We start from the raw sequence: 18,989 nt of genomic DNA on the forward strand, positions 1-18,989 counted from the left end.
AGGGGGTTACGAATGTTTTTAGGATTTTTGTTTGACCATATCTTTTGGATTTACCCATTGATCAAATTCTTCCTCAGTTAAATAACCCAATTTCAAGGCTGTTTCTTTTAACGTACTGTTATCTTTAAAGGCAAGCTTAGCAATTTCAGCTGCTTTCTCATAGCCTATATGCGGGTTTAGTGCCGTTACGAGCATAAGGGAGGACTCTACATTTTTTTGAATGCTTTCAATATTAGCCTCAAGTCCAACCAGGCAATTAACCCTGAAGGATTTAAGCGAATCTGACAATAATCTGGAAGATTGCAGGAAATTATAAGCAATCACGGGTTTAAATACATTTAATTCGAAATTCCCCTGGCTTGCAGCAAATCCAATGGATGTATCATTTCCCAATACTTGAACAGCTACCATTGTTAAAGCTTCACTTTGCGTCGGATTTACTTTACCAGGCATAATCGAACTCCCAGGTTCATTTGCAGGAATGGTAATCTCCCCAATACCACTGCGAGGGCCGCTTGCCAACCAGCGTATATCATTGGCCACCTTCATCGCATCCATAGCCAAAGCTTTTAATGCACCATGCGCATAAACAATCTCATCATGGCTGGTCAATGCATGAAATTTGTTTGGTGAAGAAATGAAGTTATAACCGGTTTGTTCAGATATATATCCCGCTGTTTTATCCCCAAATTCGAGATGGGCATTAATTCCTGTACCAACAGCAGTACCTCCTATCGCAAGGCTAAGCAGCTTCTCGGCACTTTCCCTAATCATCTGTTCTGAACGTTCAAAACTGAATCTCCATCCGCTTATTTCCTGGCCAAGTGTTAATGGTGTAGCATCCTGCAGGTGAGTACGTCCAATTTTAACAATTCCCATAAACTCCTGCTCTTTTTCTTGAAGTACTTTCCTAAAAGCAATAATTTCAGGCAAAACATTTTTATGTATAGTTTCATAAGCTGCAATATGTAAAGCCGTTGGGTATGTATCATTGGAGCTTTGAGACATGTTTACATCATCATTAGGGTGCAGCGTTGCTTCAAACCCATTATTCTCCAGCCATTCATTCCCTTTACGTGCTACTACTTCATTCACATTCATATTGCTTTGGGTTCCACTTCCAGTTTGCCAAACTTTTAGAGGAAATTGACTATTTAAATTTCCTGCGATAATCTCATCACATACGTATGATATCGCATTCTTTTTTTCTTCCGATAAATTACCTAAATCAAAATTGGAATAAGCAGCTGCTTTTTTTAGGTGGGCAAAGGCATATACAATCTCAATTGGCATTAATTCTTGTCCAATTTTAAAATTGTTGCGGCTACGCTCTGTTTGAGCCCCCCAATAGCTATCAGCTGGAACACGCACTTCTCCCATCGTATCTTTTTCAATCCGATATTCCACCTTCATCATCCCCTATAAAGTATTATCTTACTATTAAGAACATACTCTCTATTATAGCAGATGGTCAAATGATAGCGCTTAAATCTAGCCCCCTTGACTGTTAGCTTTTAGGAGATATTAGGTTTACGTATCCCAAAGCATGTGCCCGATAAAAAAGCCTAAAGTCATGATACTAGCTATAGCAAGCGTTACAGTATAATCAATCATTTTCCCTACCTCCTCATATCCTTATAATGATAAAAATAGCACATTTAACTCTGGGCTGACCGGTTAAAAAATGAAAATATTTTACAATTCTATGACTATCACTCATGTTGATTCCAATCCATCATTAATTTCCCACGTTATCTATATTTTGTTTAATTAATTTAACACAGGGTAAATAGTATATAAATTAGCTCAATAACAGAGGAAAAGGTGAGACAAAATGCAAAAATATGAAATCGGTTCTTCTGAACTTTCCATTCAAAAACAAATAACACTTCCACAATTAATGTGTATAGCACAATATGCGAAAAACTTTAATGGAACAATCAAATTGGTAAGGAATACACAAGAAATTAACGTAAAGGATATTTCTTCTTTAACAGCTTTTTTCCTAACATTAGGTACGGATGCACATGTTAAAGTCCTTGTTAAAGGCGAAAATGCTCAAGGGGCAATTGAGCAAATCGAAACAATATGTCTGACAGAAAATACTGAGTTAACACCCTCTATGTCTTAATTACAGCATAGTAGAAAAGCCCATTTGAGACCGTAAAATTTACGATTTCAAATGGGCTTTTTTCATTCCTATTGAATATGGAAGGCAACTTATTTTTTAATTAATTTTTCCAGCGATTGATCCATTCATCAAAGTTTTTCTGAATCTTTTCCTTTTGCTCAATCCAATAGTTTTTAAAACGGTTCTTTTCTACTTCCTTTTCCATATCATCTATTGTTGGAACATCAAATGTTTGATTTTCGACATTTTGTAAGGCTTTTGTCATGATTTCCTGAAAAACAATATTTGCACCGCTTATTTTATCTTTGTAAAGATACTGATTGGCTGTTGTTTTATCATAGCCCATCCACACGGCACCAACGAGGTTGGGAGAATAACCGACAAACCATTGGTCCTTTACCGCGTCCTGTCTAGACACATTATCTACCTGAGTTGAACCTGTTTTTCCAGCGATATCTCTATTTTCAACCTTTGCATTTGTTCCAGTTCCACCTTCATAATCAACCACACCCTTTAGCATGGCAGTCATATTTTTTGCTACTTCCTTGGTCGTTACTTTAATTTTTTTCCCTTTAAAGACAGCAACTTCTTTGCCGCTCGCATCTACAATCTTCCGGATAAGGTGTGCTTCCTGACGTACACCTCCATTTGCAAATACAGAATAGGCTGAAGCCATCTGCAGTGGAGATACTCCCTCGTTTAGCCCACCTAAAGCAAGACCCAGTGTTCGGTCATTCTTTCCAAGTTTAATGCCAAATTTCTCTGCATAATCCATTCCAGCTTGTATGCCTATTTCATTCAAAAGCCAGACTGCAGGGATATTTTTCGATTTATACACAGCCTCGAACATCGGAACTTCTCCTTCATACTGATCATTATAATTCTTCGGTGAATAACCTCCTGCAAATTCCATCTCCGTATCTTTAATCAAATCTGTAGGTTTATATCCTTTTTCAAGGGCAGGTGTATAAACTGCGAGCGGCTTCATCACTGAACCTGGCTGGGCTTTTAATTGTGTCGCTCTGTTATATCCAAGAAAAACATGCTCTCCCCTTCCCCCAATAAGGGCTCTGACACCGCCAGTCTTTGGATCAAGCAAAACGGCACTGCTTTGTACTAATTCATCTGCATTTGAACCTTTTGCAAACAAATCATCTTGTTTATATACTTCTTCCATATCTTCCTGCATACCTTGATCTAGTTCTGTGTATATTTTATATCCACCTGTTAACAACTCGTCCTGCTTTATTCCATATGTTTTGTCAGCTTCCATAATCACCTGGTCAACATAGTAGGGAAACATTCCTTTTAAGGGATCGCTTAACTCTGTGAAACTTATTTCTTCTTCAGCTGCTGATTCCCTCTCTTCACTCGTAATAAACCCACTATTTTCCATCTGAACCAACACTACTTCTTGCCTTTTTTTTGCCGCCTCAAAGTTTTTATAAGGATCCAGAACAGAGGGAGCATGTATTAAACCAGCTAACAAAGCTGCCTCAGATAGATTGACCTTTTCGATTTCTTTTCCAAAATATACTTTGCTGGCATTTTGAATTCCCCAAGCGCCATGCCCAAAATAAATTTGATTTAAATACATCTCCATGATTTCATCTTTTGAGTATTCACGTTCAATCTGGCTGGCTATCGAAACCTCCTTCAGCTTTCTCTTCAAGGTTTGTTCAGGCGTTAAAAGTGTTATTTTTGCTAGTTGCTGCGTGATAGTACTTCCACCCTGAACAACAGTTCCTGCAGTGAAATTCTCATATGCTGCTCGAATAATCCCTATATAATCAATCCCACTATGTTCATAAAAACGTCGGTCTTCTATTGATATAACAGCATCAATCACATGCTCTGGAATCTGATTAATTGAAACCCCTTCTGTCTTATTTGCTGAAATTTTACTAGCCTCTTCTCCATCCATATCATAAATGATGGTTGGCTGCATAAGCTCAGTTTTCAGATGAGACAAATCAACTTCCTGATTTAAGAGCAGATAAAGGAATGAACTTATGATAAGGGCTATGAACGATAGACCAAGCAGAAGAATGTGTACTAAACGAGAATGGTCAAATATTTTTAAAAACTTATAACCCATCCAATTCTCATCCTCTCTAAAAATCAACTAAATTTCTATCCATTGTTACATATTATACACAAAAAATAAAAAACAACTGATAGACAGTTGTTTTAGGTTTACCTATATCTTTCACTTGTTAATCTCATTATTCGAGTTTCCAATTTCTTTATGCAATGTTTCCATATACATATAAACAATTTGCTTTAATTTTACATCTGCTCCCAAAACATCCAAGTGAGTTAAGCATTTTTTAATAATTGGGTGAATATCCTGGGGTTGTTTTTCATCTAACATCCTCATCACCTCTTTTTTCTATAATACAAGAATACAAGATATTTGCTGGTATGACCATTGGTCTTTTGGCATATTTATCTATTTTTCGAACTTCTAAATAGGTAATCTTGATTTGACCCTATTTCACAACAAATTAAGACTAATTTTCCGAATTATCACAAAAATAACATACCTACTCTTTTAAGGCATAAGGTCACTATATAGGATATTGGATTGACAGGTTCCCTTGCCTGATGTTTCCAAAAGCCAAATAAAGGATAAATAATAACGAGTGCAAATAAAATGAAGGGACTGAGTTATATGTTTAACCATATATTGGTGGCGTTCGACGGCTCAGATTCGGCTAAATTGGGTTTATCAATGGGATTAAATTTTTGTAAGAGTAAAGAGAACTCCTTATTATCAGTAGTTTATGTTTATGAAGAAAATAATGAAGGATTAATTCCTGAGAATACATTTGTAGCCTCAACCAATAGCACATTTTACGCAGACTCCAGCCAGGGGCAGGCAATCGTTCCAGAAACTAATTCTTTAATAAACAATAACTCTGCGAATAACAATCGACTTGAGGAAATTGAACGCTATGTAAACAGCTTGGAAGGTAATAATCTTATCCATTCACATTTTGTAGTACTTGAAGGGACAATTGATGATATGATTCTTCAATATGCTGAAAAAGAGGGAGTCGATTTAATTATTGTCGGCAATAGCAGCACTACCGGTCTTCGTAAATTGTTTCTCGGCAATATCTCTGAAAAAATCATTAAAAATGCCTCATGTCCTGTGTTAGTGGCAAAATAATTAATTGTTCCTTAACTATATAAGGCCTCCTGCCTCATAGAGAGCAAAAGGAGGCCATTTATTTTGCTAGAAAATCCAAATCTAAAAAAATCATCAAACTAAAAAAAGAGACATTCCAGGCAACTTCATACAAACGTACGTTCAACAGGAATCTCTCAATATCAGAGTATTATTGCAACACTTTATTAACCAATTCTTTATATTTATTATGTGCATCATTCTCGTTTAATGAACTATAGATTCGATACTGATCCCCATCTAAAATACGATAGTGCTCACTAATCATATTTTGCTGCAGAACATACCCGCCATCATTAAGAATATCTTTCCACCATACCTTACCGCCAAGCATTTTTTCTTTCCTGTAATCAATTCTTTCTCTTGAAACCGTTTCAATGACCTCGAGAGGGTCCCCGCCAAATAAAGTCTGCACTGTTAATGTTTCACGAAATAATGAAACGACAGCCACGACAGTAGTCCAGCTTGCTTCATTACGCTCTTTTTCAATTTGTACCAATGTTTTTTTAGAAATACCGATTATTTCGGCCATCTTGTCTTGTGTATAATCAACTTCCACACGGATTAATCGCATACGTTCAGATATTAGACGAATAATTTCATCCTTACTCATAATCATCCCACTTCCCATCAATATAAAATATAATATTTATACTCCAAATTTAATGTTCACTACTATCATTATAATAGAAATAAATGGAAGATAGGTATTATTATGTATAAATTTACTAATTTTTTTATATTCTCTTCTTCTTTTTACATAAAACTGCTTTCTATTAATTAAAAAGGATGATAGAACTATAACTCTTTCAGGAGCTAAGCCAAGATGGGTCGGGTTCAAGTACATGGAATGAGAAAAACTCAAAAAGACTTTCGACTATGTCGAGAGCCCTAAATTCAAATTATTAATCTTTTTAGGAATGATGTACAGATTTCCGCAAGATAACCCGTGGTGCTGCTGCAAATAATAGCATCATTACCATTCCGCTTACAATAACACTTGGCAGCATATAGGATAAATTATAAAACAATGAGAAAACTGCGACTGATTGGCCATCTGCTGCGCCAGTTCCAAAGAAAACCATTCCAGCAATAAAGTGTGCAAAAAAACGCATCGTACTTCCCAGTAGTATTCCTAAAACAATAATACCTGATGTTTTAATATCCTTTTTGCCAATTCGTTCTCTATCTGCATATTTAAATACAATCCCAGCTAAGCCAACAACCGTATAAGCGACAATATAATCGAGAAAACCTTGTACAGGATGCATGATATAAGCAGTTCCTGATAGAATTTGTAGCAAACCCAACAGTAATCCTGTGGTTACGCCACCTTTAACACCCCATCGATAAGCCATTAAAAAAACAGGTACCATAGCGATTGACACGCTGCCACCCTGCGGCCATAAACTAAAAGATACAACAGTGGCCAACAAATCAAAAATAAATGCCAAAGCAGAAAAAACAGCAATTTCCACCATAAATAATAATCGTTTGTTTCTCATCTTACTTCCCCTTTCTAATCAAGAGCTCCTGAATCGTAACCTCCATCTTGATCGGGCATCCAAAAATGCAAAAAAGCAATGCTCGCACAAAAATGGCTCGCATTGCTTACATTACATTCATTCAGCCACATTCCTACGCTAGTGCTAACTAACAGGTTCGAAGGGTCAGAACTCGATCGTTCACTCTCAGCCATAGGCTCCCCTTGTGGAATACTATTCATTTCTTACATCGTACTAATTTTTCCATACATTAGCAAGTATTATTAATCCAAATCTAACTAAGCAGTCATTTCTTCTATTTTTATTGTATCTGCTTTATCTTCTTTTTCTTCACGTTTCTTTTCAGATTCGGCAATAATTACAGCACAAGATGCATCTCCAGTAATATTAACTGCTGTTCTCGTCATATCAAGTAAGCGATCAATACCGAGGATCAAACCTACACCCTCAACTGGAAGGCCAACCTGGCCAAGAACCATAGTCAACATGATTAATCCTACACCCGGCACACCTGCTGTTCCAATACTTGCAAGAACAGCTGTCAGGATGACAGTAATTAATTGCGTCATTGTAAGGTCCACACTATATGCCTGGGCAATAAATACAGTAGCAACCCCTTGCATAATAGCAGTTCCATCCATATTAATGGTAGCGCCAAGCGGCTGCACAAAGCTGCTGATACTTTTTGGTACATTCAGCTCTTTTTGTGTAAGCTCCATAGCTACCGGCAAAGTTGCACTGCTCGACGAAGTACTAAACCCGACTGTCATAGCTGGGAAAAACTTTTTGAAAAACTCTATTGGATTACGTTTCGCGAATATTGCAATCGCTCCCCCGTATATGACAATTGTATGAGCCAATAATGCCAAAAGAACTACGATCATATAAAGACCCATATTTTTAATAGCCGGAAGACCTTGGCTTCCGACAGCAGTTGCTATTAAGGCAAATGTTGCATAAGGTGCTGCCTTCATAATTAGGTTAACTAAATACATCAGTACTTCATTACCTTGCTCCAAAAGGTTGATAATACCTTTTGTTTTTTCTCCAAGAGCCGTAATTGCGATCCCAAAGAAAATAGACATTACAATTACCTGAAGCATATTTCCATCCGCCATTGCCTGAATTGGATTCTTTGGAATGATATTAATGAGAGTTTCAGTTATAGAAGGGGCTGTAGTGGCTGTATATTCAGCTGAGGCAATATCAAAATTACCTCCGTTCCCTGGTTTAATGACTAAGGCCAGGAATATACCAATTGTGATAGCAAATGCAGTCGTTGAAAGAAAATAAAGAATGGTTTTACCACCAATTCTGCCGAGTTTTTTAGGATCCCCTAAACCCGCCGTACCTAGAGTAATTGAGATAAGTACAATAGGAACAACCAGCATGGTAATAGCGTTAATGAACAGACTGCCGATTGGTGAAAATACTAAAGCATTTAAGATTTCAAATGATTGAGGTGAAAAAATGTTAAGCATCAATCCAACAATCGCACCAAAAAACAATCCTAATATAATTTTAACTGTAAGGTTCATAGATGCCCTCCTTCAATTATCTATTAGAAAAAATCTACTATACTCCACATAAAAGGAGAATTTAACGAAAAAACACCCCACAAATTAGAATGGTTTTTCTTATTTCTATATAATAATAGTAGATTATTCCTAAGATGACAATGGAAAGAATTACAGGGAGGTGTGTACAATCTTACTCTTAGCTTGAGTGAGGGCCTGTTTTTCCTCGTTTTGTCCCTTGATCACATAAATATAAATTTTTATATTTCCGTCTTTTCTGCATATCCTCATACAACAGCAAAAAAAGACGCATACATGCGTCTTCTGTGAAATGATCGTATTTTTAACTAATATGTATGTATGAGATTGATTAATGACTTTTTAGTTCTACTTCCTTCTTGGACTCAGATGCTTCCTCAGCCATTAATTCATGACCCAAATCAGAGAACCCTGAAATAAATACATTTGAAAATATTTCATTACGTGATTTTGTCTTTTCAATGATAATTCCCTGCACCTTAAATTTAGATACGATATCCATACACACTATCTCCACCTCTAATTTATACTAATCCATACAAATATACCCTTATATTAATCCCTCAAACCAAAATAAAAGCATTTTATTTGACATTTATATCTGTTTTATTTACTAACTGATTTTATGTAAATAACACTATAATTATGTTACTTATGTAAATAATTCCACAACTTAAATTTTACTAAATTGCTGAAAAAAAGATAGTCCCAAATTTCATATTTATTGAAAATATAGTCAAATTATTAAATTAGGAATAAAAACAAATGCTATTCATTTATAAATTTAATATAATGGATAGTAATAACTCTTTTTCAAATACTTCTCTTTTATAATCCAAGGGGTGATTCACATGGGAAGTTGATGACCAAAAACATTCATATAGTCGATCTTTTATATTTAAACCATTTAGCTGATAGCAGCTTATTACTACAGGAGGTGACTCCTTGACCGTCATAAACGGTTAAAGGAAATTTATTGGACATATGGAATTTGGTTTTTATAGCCATTTTGATTGCATTAACCGCATTTTTTGTTGCATCGGAGTTCGCAATTGTTAAAATTCGTTCTTCACGGATAGATCAATTACTTGAAGAAGGAAATAAAAAGGCAATAAGTACAAAAAAAATCATCACAAATCTGGATGAATACTTGTCTGCCTGTCAGCTTGGCATAACGATGACAGCACTGGCACTTGGCTGGATCGGAGAAGAAACCTTTGCCACTATCATATCTCCAGTAATATCATTCTTGACATTACCGGATGCTGTTGCCAAAACACTGACCATCATTCTCTCTTTTATGTTAATTACATTTATTCACGTAGTCATTGGTGAATTGGCACCAAAGACTGTTGCCATTCAAAAAGCGGAATCAATTGCTCTTCTTACTTCAAAGCCACTTATGACTTTCTATAAAATCATGTATCCTTTTATATGGGCTCTTAACGGGTCAGCAAGGCTGATTGCCAAATCAGTCGGAGTTGAACCCGCATCAAAATATGAGATTGCACATACAGAAGAAGAACTGCAAATTATTTTGTCTGAGAGTTTGAAGAGCGGCGAAATTAATCAATCTGAGTTTAAATATGTGAACAATATATTTGAATTTGATAACCGAATTGCAAAAGAAATTATGGTACCACGAACAGAAATGATTTCCTTATCAAAAGATGACCTCGTAAAGGAATTTATTGATGTATTTCATGCTGAGAAATTCACTCGTTATCCTATTATTGATGGAGATAAGGATCACATCATTGGATTAGTAAATGTAAAAGAAATACTGACAGATATCGTCCAGCATAAACAGGTGACAACTGTCACTCTTGATCCCTACATTAGGCCGATAATCCGTGTCTTAGATACCATGCCGATTCATGACTTATTAGTCAAGATGCAAACTGAACGCATTCACATGGCTGTTCTGATGGATGAGTATGGCGGAACTTCAGGTTTAGTCACTATTGAAGATATAGTTGAAGAAATTGTTGGAGAAATCCGCGACGAATTCGATGCTGACGAGATACCTGAGATTCGTAAAAATCCAGACGGCTCCTATATCGTTGATTCAAAAGTACTTATCAGTGAAATTAATGACTTGCTTGGAACTAATTTGGATGACTCAGATATTGATACAATCGGCGGATGGGTTCTAACCGAAAATTATGATGCCAAGTTGGGGGATACGATTGACCTCGAAGGATATGAAGTAACCATCATCGATATGGAAGACCATCATATCCATTATGTTGAAATTAAGCAAAAGGTTAAAGAATATCAGATAATCGGTATACCACAAAAAAACGTCGCTGAAGAAGATAATGTCCTCTTCTCTTAATATTTAAATTATTTATAGAACACCAACCAACAAACCGCTTCTCCAAATTGGAATTTAATTTCCTTAGAGAAGCGGTTTTTATAATGTATGCCTCTTTTCCTGATTAGCTACAAGATCCTTTCGAGCTAGCTTATTTACTTCAGGAAAACAAAATTAAGCAGAACCTTAACAGGTCCTGCTCAATCATTACTCGGTTATAACAGTCGTTTTCGTCTTATACAATCTATAGAGCCTTACAATATTTTTGGTGATCGTTTTTACAACAGCATAGGTCGGCACGGCTAATATCATCCCCATTATACCAGCTAAACTTCCTGCAACCAATAATATCAAGATAATGGTCAATGGATGAATATTAAGTGATTTCCCAATAATCAACGGAGAAATCAGATTACCATCAATTTGTTGAACTATTACAATCACTAAGATGACCAAAATAGCTGTTAGCGGCGATTGGAATAGACCGACTACCACTGCCGGTGCAGCCCCAATAAACGGGCCTACATAAGGAATAATGTTTGTAATTGCAATTACTAATCCCAGCGTCAGTGCATATGGTAAATCCAGTATTAAGAAACCGATAAAACAACACGTACCGACAAAAATACAGACAATAATTTGTCCCTGTATATAGCTTGCCAATGTCTCAGAGGTTTCCTGAATAATAACCATTCCTTCTTTTCTAAAAGAAGATGGTAAAAATCTCATGATTGCATTGGGAAGTTTATTCCCATCCTTCAACATATAAAACAGGATGAACGGAACTGTTATGATAATTAATGTCAGATTTGTGATAAAGGAGAAGACGGCCGAGACTCCAGTCGTTATATTCTTTGTCACAGTGGTTGTGAATTCAAGCAATCTGTCCTTCAGTTCGTCTATTTTAACTATATCCTGTTGAATTACATAATTAACCAAAGGGGAATCAGATGCATCCTCAATGATTCTTCCAATATCATCAATGATTTTAGGCGTATTCTCGACTATATCTGTTATTTGATTCGAAACGATTGGCCCAACTGTTGCTCCACCAAATATAAATAAACCAATCAGGGCTATGTATACGATCAAGATTCCAATGATTTTTGGTACTTTCCGCTTTATCATAAATTTTAAAAGTGGATTTAATAAATAAAACAGAAATCCTGAAATCAAAATTGGGAAAAAAAGCGTAGATATGAAGATCCCAATCGGATTAAATAAGAAGGAAATTTTTGTACTTACGAATATAATCAATAACAGTAACAAGATTTCCAATGTCCAAAAATGTAATTTTGATTTCAATTGTATCCTCCTCTCCTCATATTCGGTTATTCCCCATTATATCGTATTTATTCGTTAGAAAAAACATTCCCATTAATATAATGTTTTAATACATTAGATGTCATACTTTTTATAAAAATCTGTTTTCCTACTGATTGTTGTATAATATTGGTAAGGCGGTGTTTAAATTGAAGAACTACACAGTGATGTTTCTGTTGCTATTTGTTGCAAGTATCGCAGGTGGTATGGCACTAAAAAACATTTTCGGATTTTCAATGTTAGTTGGAGTTGGGTTAGCATTCATATTTTTGCTTTGTTCAGCTTTTTCACTAAGCATAAACAACCATAAGAACCAAAACACAGAAATGGGAGATGAAATTAGAAGATTGTCTTAATATTCAATTCCCGAACTTTGAAAAGGGTATAACAATTCACCAGCTATTACGGAGTATGGATAGAGAAACATAATGATGAGATTTTCAAATATCATATTATGAGTTATGACCCGGGAGTTAGTTTCCATTCGGCATTTTATCCTAAGATGTCAATTACAGCCGTAATATGTTCTAACAAATCTAAAGGTGCATATGATATTACGCAGGAAATTGAGAAGGAAATTTTAACCCTTTGGAATCATAGAAAGAGTAACTCAGGTTGAAGTGAGGTTAATCCATAACAATGTTTAATGTAGAATTAATGGACTTATAGAAAAATACTATGTAAAGGAGTGACACTATAGTGGAAACAGTGAAGCCAGAGGTGGAAACATCGAATTTTGTAGATATCTTTACGAATGTTTTACCTTTTTTTCTATTGGCGGTAATGATTTTAATTATTATCGCTATTATATATATTGTTAAGATTTTTAAGCGTTATCTAACTAACAGTAAAATAGTTGAGCAAAAACTAAAGCTGATAGAAACAGATATACAGGAGACTAAACAACGTCTTGACCGAATTGAAAAAAATCTTAAATAAAATTTAATATATTTTTTTAGTATGCTAGCTAGGGGCTTCAACAAAGTAATGACAGCACAAAAGCTGTCTTTTTTTATTGAGATATCAGCAATATACTATTAGAAAAGAACTAATACAAATAAACCGGAACTTTTATGTTCCGGCTCTATCTCCAGCTTTGTTTAGAACGCCCAATTCCCTTTTCGGAAAATAGGTTCTTTTGTTCCATCTGCCAATTCTCCATCAATGTCCATTTCAGCAGAACCAATCATAAAATCAACATGATTAATACTTATATTGACACCATCATTCGCTAATTGATCTTCATTCATCTCTTTGCCTCCTTCAAGACAAAAAGCATAGCCTGAGCCAATAGCCAAGTGATTGGATGCATTTTCATCAAAGAGAGTATTATAGAATAAAATATTTGTATCAGAGATTGGTGACTGATGAGGTACTAGGGCAACTTCACCAAGATAGCGAGATCCTTCATCAGAGTCAAGAAGATTCTTAAGAACATTCTCACCTGTTTCTGCCTTTACATCTACAACTTTCCCTTTTTCAAATGTTAACGTGAAATTGTTAATGACATTTCCGCCATAGCTTAAAGGCTTCGTGCTTGTAACAGTTCCATTCACGCCTTCTTTATAAGGAACCGTAAAGACTTCCTCTGTTGGCATATTAGCCATAAACGATATACCTTTTGAATTCACACTACCGGCTCCGCACCATATATGTTTATCAGACAGCTCAATGGATAAATCTGTTCCTGGCGCTTTATAATGAAGAACTTTATATTTTTTTGAATTTAAATAGTCTGCTTTTGTACGCAGGGTTTCATCGTGTTCCTTCCAAGCAGCAACTGGATCCTCACTATCTACTCGGACTGCTTTAAAAATCGCATCCCAAAGTAATTCCACACTGTTTTCGGAATCAGGGAAAATCTTGTCAGCCCAGGCCTTCCCTGCAGCAGCTGTTACACACCAGCTCACTTTATCAGATTGTGTAGCTTGTCTAAATTTATTTAATGCAGTGCCTGCCGCTTTTTGAAAGCTAGCAATTCGATTCGGATCGATTCCTTTTAATAGGTCAGGACTCTGAGAAACAATTGATAGGAAAGCACCACCTTTTTCTACCAACTCCTCTCGTTGAGCCACTATCCATTGCGGAAATTCATTAAAGGCTTCATCTGGAGCCAATTCATATTTGATTCTGCTAACCTCTTCATCAGCCCAATCCACGTATACATGCTTTGCACCGGCTTCATAAGCTTTTTTAACAACTTGGCGTGTAAACGATGCTGATTCAATTGAGGATGAGATTACCAAAATTTGCCCTTCTTGAATATTGACTCCCACTTTAACAACCAATTCTGCATATTTGTTTAATTTTTGTTCAAAATTCATTCTTTCAGCTCCTTTAAAACATCATTCCCATTCGTTACTATTTTACCACTCCTTGTTGGAATACACAGTTGAACGAATTGGTTTTTTTGAAAAATTATAAAAAAAGAGAATACCTTTATCAATACTGGTTATTATCACTTGATTCAGTAACTGGACTTCCCGCTGTTCTTTGTTTAATCATACTCAGGAAATTTTCCACTGTCTTTGCCAGATATCTTTCTTTGGACCAAATAACACCCACCGTAGATGTTAAATCTTTTTCTTGAAGCTGATAACTGTATAATTGGTGTGTATCATATGTCTTTACAACTGATTCCGGTACAACAGTGACCCCAAATCCCTGCTTTACCAATTGAAGTAATAGCTTGATGTCTGAGCATTCGCTTTTCACTAACGGTTTTATGTGCAGCCTTGAGAATTCACTGACAATCATTTTGTAGATTCCTAAACCTTCATTGCTTGGTAGAATTAATGGTTTTTTACTAATGCTTTTTAAAGAAACGATTGTTTCAGAGCTCTCTATTTTTTCATTTGTTAAATAAACAAATGGCTCTGTTTTAATGGGCAGTATATTCACCTCATGAGACTCAATTGGAAAGATGACATATCCAATGTCAAGCAGCCCCTCCTTAATCATTTTCGTCAATTCCACTGAATTCCCTTGATAAACGGTGTAATAAACATTAGGATATTTTTGATGAAAGTCATTTAGATAACCTGCTAATTGATAATCAGAAAATGTATTTACTCCAATGCGGAGATTACCACTTAATCCTTCCACCATTTCTTTCGTTTCAGTTATCATTTCTTCAAATACTCTAATGATATCCACTGCTTTTTGATAGAGAGAGGCTCCTGCCTGAGTTAATTCAAGAGTGTTTCCTTTCCTATTAAAAAGGACAACTTCTAATTCATCTTCCATTCTCTTTAATTGTTGACTGAGCGGCGGCTGAGCCATATGCAATCGTTTTGCCGCTCTAGTAATTTGTTTTTCTTCTGCAATGGCTACAAAATAGCGTAACTGTTTTATATCCATATCCTGTCCTCATTTCCGTTATATCAAAAAGATATACTTATCATACAAAATAAATATTTTTCATATATTACACACAATGATAGCATGGGAAGGTAGCTTTTTAAAAAGGAGAACGACACATCATGGAAAAATTATTTAAATTGGATGCGCACGGTACTACCATAAAACGTGAAATCCTCGCTGGCTTTATTTCTTTTATCACCATTGTTTATATCGTAATTGTCAATTCCAAAATCCTATCAGAAGCCGGAATACCATATGACGCAGCTATGATTGGAACTATACTTACCTGTGTATTCGGTTGCATGATTATGGGACTTTGGAGTAATACTCCCATCATCGTCGTCCCGGGCATGGGAATTAACGCAATGTTCACATATACAATCGTTATCAATGGTAACTATAGCTGGCAGGAAGCACTTGGAATTGTTTTTCTTTCAGGTGTACTTTTCATGCTTATTGCGTTCACACCGTTAGCTAAAAAAATTACTGAAGCAATCCCGCATTCCTTAAAAGCAGGAATTACAGTTGGGATTGGAATTTTATTAATGTTTATAGGGTTTGAGCAAAGCGGAATTATCGTTTCCTCACCTGAAACTATTGTTGCTCTTGGTGACTTAACAAATGCGGAAACCTTGTTAACCATTCTTGGTCTTATAATTACCTTTATTCTATTTACTCGTAATATTCCTGGAAATCTCCTAATCAGTGTCGCTATCATCACCATCCTGGCCATCTTTCTTGGAGTGGTAAACCTTGATGGGTTTGAATGGACTCAACCATCATTTAACTCGTATGGAGAAGTTTTTGGAGCCATGTCATTTACCAATATCTTCTCAATCGGTTTTCTGTTAACTTCTTTTTCAATGGCCATGGTTGTAACCTTTGAAAATATTGGGTTAATTCATGCACATACTGTATCTATAAAACAACCCGAGAAAAATAATAAAGCCCTTAAAGCTAACGCTCTATCTGTCCTGTCATGCGGTATATTCGGGTCAAGCCCGACTGTTGCCACTGTGGAAACAGCAGCAGGGATTACAGCAGGCGGACGAACAGGATTAACAGCTGTCACTACAGGCTTGTTCTTTTTTGCTTCATTATTTTTATTACCTATAATTAAAATCATTCCAAATGCAGCTATATCACCTATTTTGATTTTAATTGGGGCATTAATGATTCAAAATATAACGGAAATTGATCTGAATGACTTAACTGAGAGTTTCCCTGCTTTATTGGTGATTGTTTTAATTCCATTAACATTCAGCATTGCCAATGGAATGGCTATAGGATTCATAGCCTATCCATTAATTAAGCTATTTTTAGGAAAAAAACGCGATGTTTCAGTACCACTTTATATTATTGCTCTATTATTTACGCTCAATTTTGTCTTTCAATATACATCCATATAAGAAACAAACCGGACAGGTGTTAGATGGCTGTCCGGTTTGTTAATGTTAATTAAATCTTGAACGTGGATAACTAAAATTTCGGTAAAACAGAACGAAAAAAGGCCAATTTACAATTAACATGTAAATTGGCCTTCGTTTATTCTGGAAAGTATGGATTTAAATGAATGAGCACTTCTTCAATATGGTCAAATTTCTCCTTTAGAGAATTCTTAATCTCTCTTGATAGGTCATGACCTTCTTTAATTGTTTTATCCTGGTCAATGGAGATACGAATATCCATTATTATGTAGTGACCATGTTCTCTTGCCCTTATTCGGTCAATACGTCTGACTTCCTCAAAACTAAGGATAACAGCCTCAAATTGCTCCATCATTTCCGGCTGTACATTGCGTTCGATTAGAATATGGAAGGCTTCTGTCAGCATTTCCCTTGCAATTTTAAAAATCAAATAGGCTACAAATATACTCGCGACTTTATCCCCATATAAGAGAAAGGTAATTCCTAATTTATCCCCAAGATAAGATAAAAGTATACCTATTGCTGCAGCCAGCGATGCCACTATATCTGCCTGGTGATCATATGCTACCGCTTCAATCGCTTTACTGTTTACCCGTTTGCCGACATTCATGGAATAACGGAATAAGCATTCTTTCGTTACATAAGAAAATAAAGCAATCCAGAAGGCAATCATGCTTGGAGTTTCAATAGGATGGAAAAATCCAGCTACACCTTCATACACAATATAAAGGGATACTAATAATAATAAGATTCCAATTACCCCGGAAACAATTACTTCAGCTTTGCCGTGTCCGTATGGATGCTCAAGATCCGCAGGTTTATTTGAAACTTTAAGTACCAATAATACGATGACCGCCGCAAAAACATCCGCTGCCGAGTGTATCCCATCTGCGAATAACGCATCACTGCTTGCGATTATTCCGATTACGATTTTTCCAACTGTAAGAATTATATTGCTCCAAATACTAATCCAGGCTACCCTTTTTGCCATTGACTCTCTAAGTTCCAAGAAAATTCACCCCATACTTATTACACCTATATGAAATGGATTCCATACGTTGGTGCAAAAAAAATGTTATGCCACTGTTTAATCAAACTGTATAAAACTGATTTCGGAAACATATCAATTGTGAACACAAAACAATATTTTATCTTTTTCACGAAAGAGACTCAACATATTTAGCTTACCCAAAAAAAAGAGATAGCTTTTGCTATCTTCAAAAGTATCTCTTTTTCCAAAATATTATAGTTGTAATGGATGATAACAATAGGGCAACACAAATAACACCTATAAACGCATACGGGTTATTTTGAAAAGGTAAATTAACATTCATCCCATATATGCTTGCTACAATAGTCGGGAATGATAAAATAATCGTTATGGAAGTTAAGAATTTCATCACGATATTCAGGTTATTCGAAATAACTGAAGCAAATGTGTTCATCATACTCGTCAAAATGGAATGATACGTCTCAGCCATCTCAATCGCCTGCGTGTTTTCAATAATAACATCTTCTAAAAGATCCTTATCCTCTTCATACATCTTCAAGTGATTTAACCGCAAAAGTTTTTGTAATACGATTTTATTGGATTTTAGCGACGTCGTAAAATACACCAAACTCTTTTCTAATGAAAGAAATGCATAAAGCTCTTCATTTTTCATAGACTGGTGTAATTCTTTTTCGATATCATCTGTTTTACGATTGATCTGTTTTAAATATCTTAAATAATAGCTAGAGATATTAAACAGAATTTGAAGAGCAAATCTTGTCTTTTTATACGTAAAAAATCCCTTCATTTTCTTACTCACAAAATCAGTAATAATGGGATTTTCAATGAGTGAGATTGTAATAAAGCATTCGTCTGTTACAATCAGACCAATTGGAAGAGTTTCATAAAGCGGGAATCCCCCATCATCATACGTAATGTATGGAAAGTCTACAATGATCAATATATGATTATCTTCTCTTTCAAGCCGAGACCGTTCTTCATCATCCAATGGGTCTTTAATGAAATCTTCCGGTATATCCAAACGATCCGAAATTAACTTGATTTCAGCTTCACTTGGCGCAACCATATTGACCCAGCACCCTTTTTTTAGTTCATCAATTTTCTGTAATTTACTATCTGTATCTGAGATATAATATTCTAACATTGATTTAACCTCCTCTCA

General features: G+C 35.6%; 18 protein-coding genes, 1 pseudogene and 1 riboswitch. Of the genes and pseudogenes, 7 read left to right on the forward strand and 12 right to left on the reverse strand.

Features of this window, described 5'->3' with window-relative positions:
- Positions 1–18: 18 nt before the first annotated feature.
- The gene (gene fumC / locus FHY45_RS04600) at positions 19–1,407 is read right to left on the reverse strand and encodes a class II fumarate hydratase (RefSeq protein ID WP_139891508.1); all 1,389 of its coding nucleotides are present in this window, start codon (positions 1,405–1,407) and stop codon (positions 19–21) included.
- Positions 1,408–1,834: 427 nt separating this feature from the next.
- Here fumC and FHY45_RS04605 point away from each other — a divergent pair, with 427 nt between their 5' ends.
- On the forward strand, positions 1,835–2,131 hold the full coding sequence (locus FHY45_RS04605; protein WP_066101953.1) for an HPr family phosphocarrier protein: 297 nt from the start codon (positions 1,835–1,837) through the stop codon (positions 2,129–2,131).
- 100 nt (positions 2,132–2,231) lie between these two features.
- Here FHY45_RS04605 and FHY45_RS04610 read toward each other — a convergent pair whose 3' ends face one another.
- Positions 2,232–4,229: a transglycosylase domain-containing protein gene (locus FHY45_RS04610; protein WP_066101956.1), complete on the reverse strand. Its 1,998-nt coding sequence runs from the start codon at positions 4,227–4,229 to the stop codon at positions 2,232–2,234.
- A 111-nt stretch (positions 4,230–4,340) separates the two neighbouring features.
- Entirely contained in the window at positions 4,341–4,505 is a 165-nt protein-coding gene (locus FHY45_RS20440) for a hypothetical protein (protein ID WP_175354229.1), read from the reverse strand.
- 300 nt (positions 4,506–4,805) lie between these two features.
- Between FHY45_RS20440 and FHY45_RS04615 the strand changes: the two genes are divergently transcribed.
- Positions 4,806–5,306, forward strand: coding sequence for a universal stress protein (locus FHY45_RS04615; protein ID WP_066101960.1), 501 nt, complete (start codon positions 4,806–4,808; stop codon positions 5,304–5,306).
- A 169-nt stretch (positions 5,307–5,475) separates the two neighbouring features.
- On the opposite strand, the gene FHY45_RS04620 is transcribed toward FHY45_RS04615, so the two are convergent.
- The 4 genes from FHY45_RS04620 to FHY45_RS20445 all read right to left on the reverse strand — a co-directional run bounded on the left by FHY45_RS04620 (position 5,476) and on the right by FHY45_RS20445 (position 8,887).
- On the reverse strand, positions 5,476–5,937 hold the full coding sequence (locus tag FHY45_RS04620) for a helix-turn-helix domain-containing protein (RefSeq protein WP_066101963.1): 462 nt from the start codon (positions 5,935–5,937) through the stop codon (positions 5,476–5,478).
- Positions 5,938–6,238: 301 nt separating this feature from the next.
- The gene (thiT, locus tag FHY45_RS04625; protein WP_066101964.1) at positions 6,239–6,829 is read right to left on the reverse strand and encodes an energy-coupled thiamine transporter ThiT; all 591 of its coding nucleotides are present in this window, start codon (positions 6,827–6,829) and stop codon (positions 6,239–6,241) included.
- A gap of 113 nt (positions 6,830–6,942) precedes the next feature.
- Positions 6,943–7,043: riboswitch (TPP riboswitch) on the reverse strand.
- Positions 7,044–7,107: 64 nt separating this feature from the next.
- Positions 7,108–8,367: a dicarboxylate/amino acid:cation symporter gene (locus FHY45_RS04630; RefSeq protein WP_066101967.1), complete on the reverse strand. Its 1,260-nt coding sequence runs from the start codon at positions 8,365–8,367 to the stop codon at positions 7,108–7,110.
- A gap of 349 nt (positions 8,368–8,716) precedes the next feature.
- The gene (locus FHY45_RS20445; protein WP_180349928.1) at positions 8,717–8,887 is read right to left on the reverse strand and encodes a hypothetical protein; all 171 of its coding nucleotides are present in this window, start codon (positions 8,885–8,887) and stop codon (positions 8,717–8,719) included.
- A 474-nt stretch (positions 8,888–9,361) separates the two neighbouring features.
- On the opposite strand from FHY45_RS20445, the gene FHY45_RS04635 reads away from it, so the two are divergent.
- The gene (locus tag FHY45_RS04635) at positions 9,362–10,723 is read left to right on the forward strand and encodes a hemolysin family protein (RefSeq protein WP_077247972.1); all 1,362 of its coding nucleotides are present in this window, start codon (positions 9,362–9,364) and stop codon (positions 10,721–10,723) included.
- Between the two features lie 186 nt (positions 10,724–10,909).
- Here the strand turns inward: FHY45_RS04635 and FHY45_RS04640 are convergent, their stop codons facing one another.
- Positions 10,910–12,007 carry an AI-2E family transporter gene (locus FHY45_RS04640; RefSeq protein ID WP_066101969.1) on the reverse strand — a complete coding sequence of 366 codons (1,098 nt, stop codon included), beginning with the start codon at positions 12,005–12,007 and terminating at the stop codon, positions 10,910–10,912.
- 167 nt (positions 12,008–12,174) lie between these two features.
- Between FHY45_RS04640 and FHY45_RS04645 the strand changes: the two genes are divergently transcribed.
- From FHY45_RS04645 to FHY45_RS04650, 3 genes and pseudogenes are all read left to right on the forward strand, one after another.
- The gene (locus tag FHY45_RS04645) at positions 12,175–12,381 is read left to right on the forward strand and encodes a hypothetical protein (protein WP_139891509.1); all 207 of its coding nucleotides are present in this window, start codon (positions 12,175–12,177) and stop codon (positions 12,379–12,381) included.
- A gap of 47 nt (positions 12,382–12,428) precedes the next feature.
- Positions 12,429–12,644 (forward strand): annotated as a pseudogene (locus FHY45_RS20795) (hypothetical protein); the annotation flags it as partial.
- 80 nt (positions 12,645–12,724) lie between these two features.
- Complete coding sequence (locus FHY45_RS04650; protein ID WP_066101977.1) at positions 12,725–12,964, forward strand: hypothetical protein; 240 nt, start codon at positions 12,725–12,727, stop codon at positions 12,962–12,964.
- Between the two features lie 161 nt (positions 12,965–13,125).
- On the opposite strand, the gene FHY45_RS04655 is transcribed toward FHY45_RS04650, so the two are convergent.
- On the reverse strand, positions 13,126–14,349 hold the full coding sequence (locus FHY45_RS04655; protein ID WP_066101980.1) for an aminopeptidase: 1,224 nt from the start codon (positions 14,347–14,349) through the stop codon (positions 13,126–13,128).
- Between the two features lie 118 nt (positions 14,350–14,467).
- Positions 14,468–15,385 (reverse strand): LysR family transcriptional regulator, encoded by a 918-nt coding sequence (locus tag FHY45_RS04660; RefSeq protein ID WP_066101984.1) that lies wholly within the window; start codon positions 15,383–15,385, stop codon positions 14,468–14,470.
- A 122-nt stretch (positions 15,386–15,507) separates the two neighbouring features.
- Between FHY45_RS04660 and FHY45_RS04665 the strand changes: the two genes are divergently transcribed.
- The gene (locus FHY45_RS04665) at positions 15,508–16,797 is read left to right on the forward strand and encodes an NCS2 family permease (protein ID WP_139891510.1); all 1,290 of its coding nucleotides are present in this window, start codon (positions 15,508–15,510) and stop codon (positions 16,795–16,797) included.
- Between the two features lie 136 nt (positions 16,798–16,933).
- Here FHY45_RS04665 and FHY45_RS04670 read toward each other — a convergent pair whose 3' ends face one another.
- Positions 16,934–17,806 (reverse strand): cation diffusion facilitator family transporter, encoded by an 873-nt coding sequence (locus FHY45_RS04670; RefSeq protein WP_139891579.1) that lies wholly within the window; start codon positions 17,804–17,806, stop codon positions 16,934–16,936.
- A gap of 226 nt (positions 17,807–18,032) precedes the next feature.
- Positions 18,033–18,971: a magnesium transporter CorA family protein gene (locus tag FHY45_RS04675; RefSeq protein ID WP_066101990.1), complete on the reverse strand. Its 939-nt coding sequence runs from the start codon at positions 18,969–18,971 to the stop codon at positions 18,033–18,035.
- Positions 18,972–18,989: the final 18 nt, after the last annotated feature.

It is taken from the genome of Bacillus sp. D386 (genome assembly GCF_006346415.1).